We start from the raw sequence: 13,460 nt of genomic DNA, 5'->3' as shown, positions 1-13,460 counted from the left end.
AAGCCCTCTGGGGCGTGCGTCCGAAGGCCGTGGCGTGCATCGGAAGAGGGGTAATCGTGATTGTCTGGATCAACGGAGTCCCTGGCGCCGGGAAGACCGGCACGGCCCGCGAGCTGACCGCGCTCCTCCCGGACGGCACCCTGTACGACCCCGAGACGATCGCGGACACGGTCCGTGCGCTGCTGCCGCGCAAGCGGCTCGACGAGGCGGCCGACCCGCAGGACCTGCCCGTCTGGCGGCGCCTGGTCGTGGACGCCGCGGCGGCGCTGCTCGCGGAACTCGGCGGGGTGCTGGTCGTCCCGATGGCGCTGCTGCGGCAGGAACACCGCGACGAGATCTTCGGCGGGCTCGCGGCACGGCGGATCCAGGTGCGGCACGTGCTGCTCGCACCTGATGAAACGATCCTGCGGGGTGGGGTGGTCCGGCGGACCGGGGTGCCGGAGTGGGCCGTGGCCGACGCGTACGTGATCGACAACGCGGAGCTGTCGGCACGGCAGACCGCCGAGCGCATCGCCGAGGCGGTACGGACCGACGCCGCCCGCGCGTGCGAGATCGTACAGACGCCGGAGCCGAAGGCGGAGACGGTGGCGGCCGGGGTGCTGCTCTTCGACGAGCAGGACCGGGTGCTGCTCGTCGACCCGACGTACAAGCCGGGCTGGGAGTTCCCGGGCGGCGTCGTCGAGCGGGGCGAAGCCCCGGCGCGGGCCGGGGTGCGGGAGGTCGCGGAGGAACTGGGGGTCGAGCTGGGCGGGTTGCCGGGGCTGCTGCTGGTGGACTGGGAGCCGCCGGTGCCGCCGGGGTACGGCGGGCTGCGGTTCCTCTTCGACGGCGGGAGGCTGCCGGCGGAGGCGGTGGCGGCGTTGCGGTTGCCGGGGCCGGAGCTGCGGGAGTGGCGGTTCGTGACGGAGGAGGAGGCGGCGTCGCTGCTGCCGCCGCTTCGCTTCGAGCGGTTGCGGTGGGCGTTGCGGGCGCGCGAGGGGGGGACGGTGGTGAATTTGGAGGCGGGCATACCGATTGGCTGACGCGGGCGGGGATGTCCAAGAAGATCAATTTCTGAGGCCGGGCGGCTCCGCCACGCCCCTTCCCACCTGCGACATCTCTTCCCGTACCTGCTCAAGCAGCCCGGCTGCGACAAGCGGCTGCGCAAGGCCGCCGGACTGCTTCGGCGCGTCACCCGGCTGCCGGCCACCGATACCTCGGTGTGGATCGACGACATGTGGACAGTGGACTCCATGCCGGTGGAATGTGGCCGTTCACGCGAGACCGTCAAACGTTCCGACCTGGCATGGCGGATCCGACCACCGGGGCGAACGGCTCGGGGGAGTACGACCCACGCTCAGAACTCGACGACAACCCGGAAGAGTGCGGGGTCGGCGGTGGCGAAGTCAGGGGAGGTGGACAGGCGCTGTCGGAAGCGGGGGTCGTTGTCTGCTGCGCGCCATGCGTCGGGGCTGTCCCAGTGTGCGATGCCGACCAGCTGGAAGCGAGTGCCCGGGTCCACCGCACGGTGCAGCCGGTTGTCCCGGAAGCCGGACGCCTTGCTCATCAGCTCCGCGCGGCCGAGCCAGTGCGGCAGGAACTCGTCGATCCGCTCGGCGGGCAGCTCGAAGGCATTGACGAAGGCGATTCCTGGCCCTTCGCCTGAACCGCCTCCCCCTGCGCAAAACTCGGCCGCCACCTCGTACCAGCCGCCGTGCACGGTGGCATAGCCGGCCGCGGTCGCGGCCGACGCGGTGAAGCCGGGATTCGCCAAGGCCTCGTCCCGGGCTTCGATGCTGTCCCAGTGCGCCACGTTGACCAGGCCGAGCCGGGACTCCGGGAACAGTCTGCGGTGCAGCCGCGCATCCCGGAAACCGGGGGCGGCGTGGATGGTCCCGACGCGCTCCCGCCAGTGTGCGATGGACTCGTCGATCCGGTCCTCGGGCAGTTCCCACGCGTCGATCAAAGTGATTCCGTTGTCAGTCACCGCACCATCATGAAACCTCAACCACACTTCAGGTCAAGATGATCCGGTCACGCTATCCGACGAGTAACGCAACCATGTCCAGGCCCCATCTGCGTCCTCGGCGACGCATCCTTGGCCCGTCCGAGGCAGTCAGCCCTCGGACCGAGTGGCAACCTCGCGCAGGGCATGGGACTCGGCGGCGTGGATGCGGGAGCGGACCGGTATCCGCATCATCGCCGCGCCTGCCACCACGGCGCACAGGTGCAGCACCACCGCGACGGTGAGGTTCTCCGGCGGCGTGACATCGGCCGGATCCGCCGGCGCCACGTACAGCATGAGGGGCAGCTTCCAGGCGCTCCATGCGAACAGTGAGCCTGTTCCGACCCACCCGAATGTCAGCGGGAGCCAGCGCGGCAACCCGGCAGGACGCGCCCGGGCGACCGTCCAGATGCCGGCGGATCCGGAGAGTGCCCAGAACCCCCACACAGCGGCCAGCACGTACCAGTCGGTGTTCCGCCGGGCCGGGTGGGCGATCCCCAGGGTGCCTCCGGCCGCCCAGTACAGCCAGACCAGACCGACCACGGCACCGACGACGGCCGCCCAAGGCGGCACCGAACGCGGCCCGTCGCCGACGCGCCCGACCGCCATCCCGACCGTGACGGTGTTGAGCACGACCCACTCCGCCAAGCCGAACCCATCGCCGATCGGCAGCACCCCCACGAGAGAGCCGACCACCCACGAGACTTTGATCAGCAAGTACGGCGACAGCGCCAGAGCAGCCCCGAGGGACCACGGCGAGTCCTCCCGCACAGTGCAGGACCACCCGGTGATCACGACTCGATATGCCCCTGGGTGACGCGCTGAGGTGCCGGACGCCAAGGGCGGGCAGGAGTTGAGTCAACGGTCAAACCAGCCGTGGACGCGGGGTCCCACCCGTGGATTCCGCGTCGGTGTCGTCGGTGTCGTCGGTGCCGACCGGGCCGTGGGGAAGCATCCGGTCCAGCCACTTCGGCAGCCACCAGTTGGTCCGGCCGAGGAGTGTCATGGTCGCCGGTACCAGCACCATGCGGACGACCGTGGCGTCGACGAAGATCGCGGTGGCCAGGCCGAGCCCGAACATCTTGGCGGAGGGGTCCTCGGCGACGGCGAAGGACAGGAAGACCGCCACCATGATGAGGGCGGCCGAGGTGATGATCCGGGCGGTGCCCGAGACGCCCTCGACGATCGCCGTGCCGTTGTCGCCGGTGCGCAGGTACTCCTCGCGTACGCGGGAGAGGAGGAACACCTCGTAGTCCATCGACAGGCCGAACAGGATGGCGAAGAGGAACATCGGGATGAACGACACGATCGGAACCGTCGTTTCCAGCCCGATGAGTGCGCCTCCCCAGCCCCACTGGAAGACCGCGACCATGATGCCGTAGGCCGCGCCGATGCTCAGCAGGTTCAGCAGTACGGCCTTGAGCGGTACGAGTATCGAGCGGAAGACCGGCATCAGCAGCAGGAACGACATCGCCAGCACGGCGGCGACGAACACCGGCAGGCGTTGGCTGGTGCGTCGGCCCACGTCGGACAGGCTCGCGGCGGCACCGCCGACGTGGGCCCTGGCCGGGCCGTGCCCGATCGCCGTGGGCAGCACGTCCGTGCGCAGCCGGGCGATGGTGTCGGCCGTGGCCTTGTCCTGAGGGCTGCTGGTCGGGAACACCACGAGGGTCGCGATGCCGGTGTCCCGGTCGACGTGCGTCGGCGCGACGGACGCGATGCCCGGATCCGCCGCGACCGCCCCGACGAGACGGTCCAGCACGCCCGGATCACCGGCGGGGTCCGCGGCGATGACGAGGGGACCGTTGGTGCCCGGGCCGAATCCCTCGGCGACGAGGTCGTAGGCCCGGCGCTCGGTACGGCTGTGGGGCAGTGAGCCGTCGTCGGGCAGGCCGACGCGCAGGCCGAGCACCGGCAGTGTCGCCGTCAGCAGCAGCGCCGCGGCGCCGACCGCGTACGGCAGCGGGTGCCGGCTGACGTGCCCGATCCAGCGCCGCCACCCGGCGGCGGGGACGGCGCCCGCCTCCGTGTCCCGCCGCCGGCCGAATCGGCCGAGCCGTCCCGCCGTAAGAGCCCGGCCGATCCGGCCGGCCCGGCCCAGGCGCGGGCCGGCCGCGCCGAGGAAGGCCGGCAGCAGCGTCACCGATGCGAGCACCATGGTCAGGACGACGATCGAGACGGCGAGCCCGCCCACCGTCATGAACGGCACGTTCGCGACCGCCATGCCGAGGATCGACACGACGACGGTGCCGCCGGCGAAGACCACCGGCCGCCCCGCCGTGGCCACCGCTCGACCGGCCGCCGCCTGCGGATCGAGCCCGCACGCGAGGTACTCCCGGTGCCTGGCGAGCACGAACAGCGCGTAGTCGATGCCCACTCCGAGCCCGACCATGCTGCCCAGGACCGGTGCGAAGGTGGGGACCTCTGTCACCCCCGCCAGTACCGTCATCGTGGCGACCCCGACGGTCAGTCCGAAGACCGCCATGCCGATCGGCAGCGCGGCGGCGACGAGCGAACCGAACGCCAGGAACAGGATCGCGGCCGCGGCGAGGAGGCCGATCAGCTCGCTCGCGCCGCCGTCGGGGTCGGAGAAGGCGTAGAAGAGGTTCCCGCCCATCTCGATGCGCAGGGGCAGTTCGGCGCGCAGCCGGTCGCCGAGTTCGACGAGGGCGTCGAGGTCTTCGGCCGACAGCCGGCTCTGGTCGGGGTACTGCACCCGGACGACCGCGATCCGCCCGTCGGCCGAAACGAGGCCGCCGCGCACGGCGGTGTCCCCGCCCGCGTCGAGTGCCCCCGCCGGGTCGCTCGTGCCGAGCACGTCCGGCAGCCGCTTCACCTCGGTCTGCAGCCGGGTGAGAGCGGTGCGCGCGCCGTCGTGGTCGAAGAACGTCGCACCGTCGTCGAGGGGGGTGACGACCACCTGGGCGGTCATCCCCTCCTGGCCGGTGCCGGCCCGCTCGATCAGTTCCGCGGCCCGTCGGGAGTCCAGTCCCGGAGCGGTCATCGCGTCCGCGGTCCGCCCGCCGAAGGCGACCGCGGCGAGCACGGCGAACGTGGCGGCGATCAGCCATGCCGCGATCACCCGCCAGGGACGGCGGGCGGCGCTTGCGCCCAGGCGCAACAGGGCTTTCGAGAGCATCGGGTCCTCCAACCACCTCGTCGGCCGTCCTTGTACGGCCGCCGATGCCGAGGCTCGTCGCCACGGCGCTCCGCGGCATCGGCCCGCGGGCCGCGGATCCGTCGGCCCCAAGTCGGAGTGAGTCCCCGTCCTTTCGGCCGATGCGCGGCACGCCGCGGTCCCTAGGCTGAGAACCGTGCTCCGAGACGACCTGCGAACCCTGTGGACCGAACCCCGGCCGCCCGACGCGCCCGCCCGGGTGCGGCGGGACTGGGCGCTGCTCGCCGCGGGCCTTGCCGGTGTGGCGCTGGAGGCCACCCTGCGCGAGGACGTCGTGTGGCGGCCGGTGGCGGTGGTGTTCGCCGTATGGCTGTGCCTGCTGCCCCTGTGGCGCCGGACCCGCCCGCTGGCGATGGTGACGCTGGCGTTCGGCTCGGTGATCCTGCTTCAGGCGGCCTCGCTCGTCGCCGCACCGCGCGAGCCCGTCGGCCTGTACACCGGCGCGGTCATGCTCGTGCTGGTGTACGCGCTGCCCCGGTGGGGATCTGGACGCGAGATCGTGCTGGGCGGCGCGGTGATCCTCGCGACCGGCGCGCTGTGTTCCGTCACGGACGAGACCCCGGTCGTCGAAAATGCCGTGGGCTACGTCTTCCTGCTGCTGCCCGGCGTGGTCGGGGCTGCCGTGCGGTTCCGGGTGACCGCTCGCGACCGGCACTTGGACCAGGTGCGCTCCCGCGAGCGCGAGCAGCTCGCCCGGGAACTGCACGACACGGTGGCCCACCACGTGTCGGCCATGGTGATCATCGCCCAGGCGGGCCGGGTGCTCGCGGGCACCGACCCGTCCGCCGCCGTCGAGGCGCTGGAGGCGGTCGAGGAGGAAGGGGCGCGCACGCTGGAGGAAATGCGCGCCATGGTCGCCGCGCTGCGCGACCGCGGGGTCGGCGCCGAGCTGGCGCCCCCTGCCGGAGTCGCGGATCTGGAGCGCCTGGTGCGCACCCCGGGTGGTCGCCTCAGGGTCGACCTGGGGCTCGACGGCGAACTGGACGCGCTGCCCCCGGCCGTGGACGCGGCCGTCTACCGGATCGTGCAGGAGTCGGTGACCAACGCGCTGCGGCATGCGGTCGACGCGACCGAGCTCGTCGTCCGGGTCGCCTCGGAACGGCACACGGTACGGGTGAGCGTGCGCGACGACGGCCGGCGCACCGGCCGGGGTCGCGACGGATACGGACTTACCGGACTGCGCGAGCGCGCGACCCTGCTCGGCGGCACACTACGAGCCGGCCCGGGTACCGACCGGGGCTGGCATGTCGAAGCCGAACTGCCGAGAGCGAGGAAGGAGAGCGGTGCCCATTCGCGTCCTCGTCGCTGACGACCAGACGATCATCCGCACCGGGTTGCGGATCATACTGAACGCCCAGCCCGGCATCGAGGTGGTCGGCGAGGCCGCCGACGGGCGGGAAGCGGTACGCCTGGCCCGCGAACTGCGCCCCGACGTCTGCCTGTTCGACATCCGCATGCCCGTACTCGACGGGCTCGAGGCCACCCGGCTGGTCGCCGGCCCGGGCGTCGCCGACCCGCTGGCCGTGGTCGTCATCACCACGTTCGACCTCGACGAGTACGTCTACGGCTCACTGCGTGCCGGCGCCCGCGGATTCCTCCTCAAGGACACGGGCCCGGACCTTCTGGCCCAGGCCGTACGGTCGGCGTCCGACGGTGAGGCGCTCATCGCGCCCAGCGTCACCGTCCGTCTGCTCCAGGCATTCGCGGACCTGCCCGCCGGCCGGCCCGTGGCCCAGCCGATCTCCCCCGTCACCGCCCGCGAGGAGCAGGTGCTCCTCGCCGTCGCCCGCGGACTGACCAACACCGAGATCGCCGATGCACTGCACATCAGCCTCAGCACGGTGAAGACGCATCTGGCCAGCCTGATGGCCAAACTCGGCGCCCGCAACCGGGTCGAGATCGCGATGTGGGCCTACGAAACGCGCCGTATCCTCCCCGGACCCTGATCCGACAAGACGCCCCACAGCTGCCTCGCCAGTCTCCACCTGCACGCCTCGATGATCTGGATCAAAGACCTCACCAGGCATCCCGCACGAATGGTCAGGGGAGACGGGCGAGGGCGCCGGACGCCTGTTCAGGCGGTCGCCGACCGGAGCTGGTGCGGCATGCTCCAGCCCTCGGCGAGTCTCGACGGGTGAACGTTGCGGCCCCCGCCGAAGAACTCGCAGAACTTCATGATCAGGGGGTCCCAGCCGAGCGGGTCCACGTGGTGCGTCCCCGGGATGACCAGATCCTCCTCGACGTGGGCGCGAAGAACCTCGACCTCGAAGGCGGTGGCATGCGACTCGGGACCGCCGAAAGGATGGGCCGAGACGACCCTGCATTCCAGCTGGACCGGGCATTCCGCAACCCTGGGGGCCCGGACCAGATCCGATGCCTGCTCCGTCAGCCGCGCGGTCGAGAACTTGTCCGGCTCATACCGGTAGCCCTGCTTCTCCTTGTAGTCCGGCATGGCCGGCTTCCCGGTGGTCAGCGCGATCCGGTCAACGGCATCGACCATCGCCGACGAAGGCAGATTGAGGACGCACTCACCCTCCCGCAGCAGGTTCGCGGTGGTCTGGGCATTGTTGCCGAGACCGAGCATGCAGGACTGACCCAGCCACCACGCTGACGACATCGGCGCGAGGTTCGCCGTGCCGTCCTCGTTGAGTGAGCTGATCAGCACCACCGGAGTTCCGAAATACAGGACCTTGAGACCGGGGACGACATGCATGTGCTGTGCCTTTCGAGGAGTGCCGGACGGTCCGTCCGCGATCAGGAGCACGAACCGTTGCCGACTCTCTCGTGAGCGACACACCAGCGCTGGCGGAAATACGACCTCGCGTTGTCGGACGGGTGGAGCAATCACCCGATGACAGAAGGGGGCCGGGCCCCGCTCGGGTCGGAGCTGCGGCGGGTCAGGCCGGGGTGGTGGTCAGGGCGGACCGGAGGAGGGACGCCGTGTCATGGGCGACGGGGTCGCCATGGCCGAGGCAGGCGATCGACGGGGACAGGGCCGCGAGCTTGCCGAGGGAGGCGATCGCCTGGGCGCGGTCGACGTTGAAGACGCCCGGCATCACCTGCTGAACGCCCGCGACGCAGTCGCCCGTGAACAGGACGCCGTGGTCCGGGAGATGGATGCCGATGCTGCCCGGCGTGTGCCCGGGTGCGTGGACGATGCGGGCGCCGCCGCCGAAGGGCAGCTCCTCGCCGCCCTCCAGTTCCCGGTCCACCCGGGTCGGCGGCGCCTCGGGGACCGTGAGGCCGTGCTCGTGCAGCGGGACTTCCCAGTCCAGCAGGACGGGCTCGGGGACCGGGGCCTCGCCCCGGATCACCGGGGCGTCCAGGCGGTGCGCCAGCACCTGCGCGCCCCAGCGCGCGGCCAGTTCCCCCGCCGCCCCGACGTGGTCCCGGTGGCAGTGGGTCAGGACGATCCGGTCGAGGCGTTCGGGGCGCAGGCCCAGGGAACGGATCGCCCCCTCGATCTCCGGCGCCGATTCGGCGTTGCCGGCGTCGATCAGGGTCAGGGACTCCCCGTCCCGCCAGAGGTAGGCCTGGCCGATCGGGAAGCGCAGCATGTGGAGTCGGTCCGGAAGCACCTCGACAAGATCCATGCCGCGAACGTACGGCCGGAACCGGGGCTTCGGGCGGCGAGTACGCCGGGAGCAGATTTCCTACGCCGAGAGCGCACGGCCCGCACCGGAGTGCGGGCCGTGCGTGCGGATGTCAGGCGCGCTTGGATTCCGCGTAGTCGAGCAGGAACAGCGCCTCGGCCACGGAGAGCCGCTCCAGTTCCTCCGGCGACACGCTCTCGTTCACCGCGTGGATCTGCGCCTCCGGCTCGCTCAGCCCGATCAGCAGCATCTCCGTCTCCGGGTAGAGCGAGGTCAGCGTGTTGCACAGCGGGATCGAGCCGCCCATGCCGCTGATCTGCATCTCCTGGCCGGGGTACGCGGCTTCCAGCGCGGCCCGCATCGACGCGTACGCCGGGCTGGAGGTGTCCGCCTGGAACGGCTGGCCCTGGCCGACGAGCTCGACCTCCAGGCGCGCCTTCCACGGCGTGTGCGCCACCAGGTGCGCCTCCAGCAGCTTGATGGCCTCGGCGGTGTCCGTGCCCGGCGGCACCCGCAGGCTGATCAGCGCGGCCGCGCTCGCGTGCACCGACGGGGTGGCGCCGACCACCGGCGGGCAGTCGATGCCGAGGACGGTGACCGCGGGCCGCGCCCACAGCCGGTCCGCGACCGTGCCGTCGCCGATCAGCTCGACGCCGTCCAGCACCCTGGCGTCCGCGCGGAAGTCGGCCTCCGGGTACTGTAGGCCCTCCCACACGGCGTCCGCGGCCAGCCCGTCCACGGTGGTGGAACCGTCCGCGGCGCGCAGCGAGTCCAGCACCCGGATCAGCGCGGCGAGGGCGTCCGGGGCGGCACCGCCGAACATGCCCGAGTGCAGGTTCCCGCCGAGCGTGTCCACCTTCACCTTGAGCATGCACATGCCCCGCAGGGTGGCGGTCACGGTGGGCAGGCCGAGCCGGAAGTTGCCCGCGTCGCCGATGACGATGGTGTCGGCGGCCAGCAGCTCCGGGTGCGCCTCGGCGTACTGCTGGAGGCCGCCGGTGCCCTGCTCCTCCGAGCCCTCGACGATCACCTTCACGCCGACGGGGACGCCGCCGTTGGCCTTGAGCGCACGCAGCGCCAGCAGGTGCATGATGAAGCCGCCCTTGCAGTCCGCGGCGCCGCGCCCGTACCAGCGGCCGTCCCGCTCGGTCAGCTCGAACGGCGGGGAGACCCAGGCGGCTTCGTCGAGCGGCGGCTGGACGTCGTAGTGCGCGTAGAGCAGTACGGTCGGCGCTCCGGCCGGGCCGGGCAGGAAGCCGTAGACGGACTGCGTGCCGTCCGGGGTGTCGAGCAGGGCGACGTCGGTGAAGCCCTCGGCGCGCAGCGCGTCCGCCACCCAGTTCGCCGCCGCCTCGCTCTCGCTCCGGGGGAACTGGGCCCAGTCCGCGACCGACTGGAACGCCACCAGCTCGGTCAGCTCCGCCCGGGCACGGGGCATCAGCGATGCGACGGTCTCGGCGATCGGGTGGGGCGACATGGGCACGCTCCTGTTGGGTGCGACGTTGTGCAATGACGTGGGCCGGGTACGGCGGACGCGTCATCGATCCTCGCACAGCGGGGCGGGGCCGTAGATCGCCGTAGGATTTCCCGGCATCGAAGCAACCGGGTGATCAGGAGCAGCAACACATCGTGAGCAGCGACGACGTACGCGACGAGGCACGGCGGCAGGCGGCGGACGGGGCGGGGGACGGACTGCCCGGGCCGGCGGGGGACTCCGTGCCCGAGGGGGCGTCCGGCCGGGCGTCCGGGGAGGCGGACGCGGCGGCGCCGGAGGGCGCGGAGGCGGCCGTGGAGGAGAGCGTGGGGGAATCCGAGGAGGGGGAGAGCGGGGAGAGCGGGGAGGCCGAGGTCTGGGACGTCGTGGTGGTCGGCGCCGGGCCGGCCGGTGCCTCGGCGGCGTACACGGCCGCGGCGGCGGGCCGTCGGGTCCTGCTGCTGGAGAAGGCGGAGCTCCCCCGCTACAAGACCTGTGGCGGCGGCATCATCGGGCCGTCCCGTGACTCCCTGCCGCCGGGCTTCGTGCTGCCCCTCCAGGACCGGGTGCACGCCGTCACCTTCTCGCTGAACGGACGGCTGACCCGGACGCGCCGCTCCCGGCACATGCTCTTCGGGCTGATCAACCGGCCCGAGTTCGACGCCGGGCTGGTGGCCGCCGCAGAGAAGGCCGGCGCCGAGGTGCGCATGGGCACGGCGGTCGCCCGGGTCGAGCAGCACGGCCCCGCGGTCCCCGACCGGCGCACGGTGGCGGTGGTCCTCGCCGACGGCGAGACCGTGCTGGCGCGGGCGGTGGTCGGCGCGGACGGCAGTGCGAGCCGGATCGGTGCGCACGTGGGCGTGGAGATGGAGCAGGTGGACCTCGGGCTGGAGGCGGAGATCCCGGTTCCGCCGACGGTCGCGGAGGACTGGAAGGGCCGGGTGCTCATCGACTGGGGCCCGCTGCCGGGCAGTTACGGCTGGGTCTTCCCCAAGGGCGACACCCTCACGGTGGGCGTGATCTCGGCGCGCGGGGAAGGCGCCGCGACCAAGCGCTACCTGGAGGACTTCATCGCCCGCCTCGGACTGGCCGGATTCGAACCGGCGGTCTCCTCCGGTCACCTGACCCGCTGCCGGACGCCCGATTCGCCGCTGTCGCGGGGCCGGGTGCTGGTCGCGGGCGACGCGGCCGGGCTGCTGGAGCCGTGGACCCGGGAGGGCATCTCCTTCGCACTGCGCTCGGGGCGGCTGGCGGGGGAGTGGGCGGTGAAGATCGCCGAGGCGCAGGACGCGGTGGACGCGCGCCGCCAGGCGCTCAACTACGCCTTCGCGATCAAGGCCGGGCTGGGTGTGGAGATGGCGGTGGGGCGCCGGATGCTGACCGCGTTCGAGGCCCGGCCGGGGCTGCTGCACGCCGCGATCACCGGCCTGCCGCCGGCCTGGCGGGCGTTCGCTCGGATCTGCCGCGGCTCGACCACGCTGGGCGACATGGTGCGTACGTCTCCGCTGGCGCGGAAGGCGCTGCACCTGCTCGACGGGCGGCAGGCGCGGGCGGCCGCGAGTGCGGGCTCGGGCGCGGATGCGGATGTCCGTGCTGGTGCTGGTGCTGGTTCGGGTGCGGAGTCGGCTTCCGGTTCGGCTTCCGGTTCGGGTGGGGATTCCGGGCGGGGCTGACCTCGGCGGTGGCCGTGGCGGTGGCCGCGGCCGAGTGCGGTCCGGGTCCGTCGTTGCCCGGGCCGTGCCGGTCGCGGCTGCGGCCGTTCCCGGGCCGGGCTCACCGGGCCACCGTGATGCGGAAGACGGGGTGGTCGGCGGCGGCCGCCCGGAGTTCGGCTTCGGAGGAGGTCGCGGTCACGCCCTGGAAGAAGCGCCCGACCTCCCAGCCCCACTTCTCCAGGTAGCCGCGGAGTACGGCCGCCTGCTCGGCGGGGTCGGTGACCTCGGCCGCGGTGAAGTCCCGGACCTTGCGTCCGACGCGGAGCTCGCCCGCACCGGCCGCCCGCATGTTGCGAACCCACTGGGACCGGCCCCGGGCCGACACCAGGTACTGGGCGTCACCGTGGGCGTAGGGGTTGACCGGGATGCGCTGCATGGCGCCGGAGGTGCGCCCGCGCACCGAGAGCTCGGCGGTGCCGGCCAGGCTGACGCCGAAGCGGGCCAGCCGGCCGATGAACCGGTTGAGGCGCAGGTCGAAGGCGTTGACCTTGGCGTAGTACGGGGTGTTCGCGCTCATGAGGTGCTCCTTGTGGGCGTGGCCGCATGTTTCGGGGTTTATTTCGAGAGCGGTGCTCTCTGTTGAGATCAGTGTGCACGGATCGGCGCGTCAAAGCAAGAGCACTGCTCTCTGTTCGGTGCGACGTTCTCGTTCTTGGGCACTGCTCCGACCCGTGCCACACTGGCGACCATGAACACCGTGCGAGGAGCCAGGGAACGGGCCCGGATCGAGGTCACCGCCGCCATCAAGGACGAGGCGCGCCGCCAACTCGCGGCCGAGGGCGCCGCCAAGCTGTCGCTGCGGGCCGTGGCCCGTGAGCTCGGCATGGTCTCGTCCGCGCTGTACCGCTACTTCCCCAGTCGCGACGACCTGCTGACCGCCCTGATCATCGACGCGTACGACAGCGTCGGCGCGGCCGCAGAGGCCGCCCTGGCCGCCACCGGGGGCGCCCCGCCGCGCGCCCGGTGGGTCGCCGCGTGCACCGCCGTACGCGGCTGGGCCCTGGCACACCCGCACGAGTACGCGCTGATCTACGGTTCGCCCGTTCCCGGCTACAGCGCCCCCGTGGACACGGTCGGACCGGCTTCCCGCGTCGGGAACGCGCTCATCGACGTCGTCCGCGAGGCCCACGCCGGCCGCGGCCTGGCGCTGCCCCCGCTCCCGGCCGGACTCCGGGCCGAGGCGGAGCGGATGACGGAGGATTTCGCCCGCGGACTGCCGCCCGAGGTCACCGCGGCCCTGGTCGCCGCCTGGGCGCAGCTGGTCGGGCTGATCTCCTTCGAGCTCTTCGGCCAGTTCCAGCGGGTGGTGGAGGAGGCCGAGCGGGACCGGTTCTTCGCGCACAACGCGGACCGCCTCGCCCACGAGGTCGGACTGCCCGCCACCCCGGCCGGCGTATGACTTTCGGCAGTGCCGCACACCTGCCGTTCTCCCTAGGGTCGTGCGGGTGAAGCCCCTGATCCCGCCCGCCATCCGTTTCGCTCCCCGCCGTGCCTGCCGTGCCTGCCGTACCGGCCG

Annotated in this window: 12 protein-coding genes and 1 pseudogene; 6 read left to right on the top strand and 7 right to left on the bottom strand. The window is 72.3% G+C overall.

The features are described 5' to 3' along the window. The first annotated feature begins 56 nt into the window (after positions 1 to 56). Both AB0O36_RS25390 and AB0O36_RS25385 read left to right on the top strand, forming a co-directional pair. Complete coding sequence (locus AB0O36_RS25390; protein WP_365114345.1) at positions 57 to 1,022, top strand: NUDIX hydrolase; 966 nt, start codon at positions 57 to 59, stop codon at positions 1,020 to 1,022. 33 nt (positions 1,023 to 1,055) lie between these two features. Next, positions 1,056 to 1,286 (top strand): annotated as a pseudogene (locus AB0O36_RS25385) (IS982 family transposase); the annotation flags it as partial. 50 nt (positions 1,287 to 1,336) lie between these two features. Here AB0O36_RS25385 and AB0O36_RS25380 read toward each other — a convergent pair. The 3 genes from AB0O36_RS25380 to AB0O36_RS25370 form a co-directional block, all read right to left on the bottom strand. Continuing rightward, a complete protein-coding gene (locus AB0O36_RS25380) occupies positions 1,337 to 1,966 on the bottom strand; it encodes an antibiotic biosynthesis monooxygenase (RefSeq protein WP_365114343.1) in 630 nt (209 codons plus the stop codon). Between the two features lie 129 nt (positions 1,967 to 2,095). Continuing rightward, the gene (locus tag AB0O36_RS25375; protein WP_365114341.1) at positions 2,096 to 2,680 is read right to left on the bottom strand and encodes a hypothetical protein; all 585 of its coding nucleotides are present in this window, start codon (positions 2,678 to 2,680) and stop codon (positions 2,096 to 2,098) included. Between the two features lie 169 nt (positions 2,681 to 2,849). After that, positions 2,850 to 5,123, bottom strand: a complete 2,274-nt coding sequence (locus tag AB0O36_RS25370; protein WP_365114339.1) for an MMPL family transporter — start codon at positions 5,121 to 5,123, stop codon at positions 2,850 to 2,852. 175 nt (positions 5,124 to 5,298) lie between these two features. Between AB0O36_RS25370 and AB0O36_RS25365 the strand changes: the two genes are divergently transcribed. After that, positions 5,299 to 6,471, top strand: a complete 1,173-nt coding sequence (locus AB0O36_RS25365; protein WP_365114337.1) for a histidine kinase — start codon at positions 5,299 to 5,301, stop codon at positions 6,469 to 6,471. Then, positions 6,446 to 7,108, top strand: a complete 663-nt coding sequence (locus AB0O36_RS25360) for a response regulator transcription factor (RefSeq protein ID WP_365114335.1) — start codon at positions 6,446 to 6,448, stop codon at positions 7,106 to 7,108. The genes AB0O36_RS25365 and AB0O36_RS25360 overlap by 26 nt, the downstream gene beginning before the upstream one ends. A 128-nt stretch (positions 7,109 to 7,236) precedes the next feature. On the opposite strand, the gene AB0O36_RS25355 is transcribed toward AB0O36_RS25360, so the two are convergent. The 3 genes from AB0O36_RS25355 to AB0O36_RS25345 all read right to left on the bottom strand — a co-directional run bounded on the left by AB0O36_RS25355 (position 7,237) and on the right by AB0O36_RS25345 (position 10,232). Then, entirely contained in the window at positions 7,237 to 7,875 is a 639-nt protein-coding gene (locus tag AB0O36_RS25355) for a flavin reductase family protein (RefSeq protein ID WP_365114333.1), read from the bottom strand. Between the two features lie 184 nt (positions 7,876 to 8,059). After that, positions 8,060 to 8,755: an MBL fold metallo-hydrolase gene (locus AB0O36_RS25350; protein WP_365114331.1), complete on the bottom strand. Its 696-nt coding sequence runs from the start codon at positions 8,753 to 8,755 to the stop codon at positions 8,060 to 8,062. A gap of 112 nt (positions 8,756 to 8,867) precedes the next feature. Further along, positions 8,868 to 10,232 (bottom strand): dipeptidase, encoded by a 1,365-nt coding sequence (locus tag AB0O36_RS25345; RefSeq protein WP_365114329.1) that lies wholly within the window; start codon positions 10,230 to 10,232, stop codon positions 8,868 to 8,870. 323 nt (positions 10,233 to 10,555) lie between these two features. On the opposite strand from AB0O36_RS25345, the gene AB0O36_RS25340 reads away from it, so the two are divergent. Continuing rightward, positions 10,556 to 11,902 (top strand): geranylgeranyl reductase family protein, encoded by a 1,347-nt coding sequence (locus tag AB0O36_RS25340; RefSeq protein ID WP_365114471.1) that lies wholly within the window; start codon positions 10,556 to 10,558, stop codon positions 11,900 to 11,902. 100 nt (positions 11,903 to 12,002) lie between these two features. Here the strand turns inward: AB0O36_RS25340 and AB0O36_RS25335 are convergent, their stop codons facing one another. After that, the gene (locus tag AB0O36_RS25335; RefSeq protein WP_365114327.1) at positions 12,003 to 12,461 is read right to left on the bottom strand and encodes a nitroreductase family deazaflavin-dependent oxidoreductase; all 459 of its coding nucleotides are present in this window, start codon (positions 12,459 to 12,461) and stop codon (positions 12,003 to 12,005) included. A 171-nt stretch (positions 12,462 to 12,632) separates the two neighbouring features. Here AB0O36_RS25335 and AB0O36_RS25330 point away from each other — a divergent pair, with 171 nt between their 5' ends. Then, entirely contained in the window at positions 12,633 to 13,343 is a 711-nt protein-coding gene (locus AB0O36_RS25330; protein WP_365114325.1) for a TetR/AcrR family transcriptional regulator, read from the top strand. The last annotated feature ends 117 nt before the right edge of the window (positions 13,344 to 13,460 follow it).

Source organism: Streptomyces sp. NPDC089799, assembly GCF_040684755.1.
Classification (GTDB): Bacteria; Actinomycetota; Actinomycetes; order Streptomycetales; family Streptomycetaceae; genus Streptomyces.
The sequence above is the reverse complement of the archived record's forward strand: the minus strand, read 5'-3'. Positions and strand labels throughout refer to the sequence as shown.

Bases quoted from the DNA above. Each gene is read 5' to 3' on its own strand.
- AB0O36_RS25370 (WP_365114339.1), bottom strand. From the start codon at position 5,123: ATGCTCTCGAAAGCCCTGTTGCGCCTGGGCGCAAGCGCCGCCCGCCGT.
- AB0O36_RS25330 (WP_365114325.1), top strand. From the start codon at position 12,633: ATGAACACCGTGCGAGGAGCCAGGGAACGGGCCCGGATCGAGGTCACC.
- AB0O36_RS25355 (WP_365114333.1), bottom strand. From the start codon at position 7,875: ATGCATGTCGTCCCCGGTCTCAAGGTCCTGTATTTCGGAACTCCGGTG.
- AB0O36_RS25335 (WP_365114327.1), bottom strand. From the start codon at position 12,461: ATGAGCGCGAACACCCCGTACTACGCCAAGGTCAACGCCTTCGACCTG.
- AB0O36_RS25345 (WP_365114329.1), bottom strand. From the start codon at position 10,232: ATGTCGCCCCACCCGATCGCCGAGACCGTCGCATCGCTGATGCCCCGT.
- AB0O36_RS25350 (WP_365114331.1), bottom strand. From the start codon at position 8,755: ATGGATCTTGTCGAGGTGCTTCCGGACCGACTCCACATGCTGCGCTTC.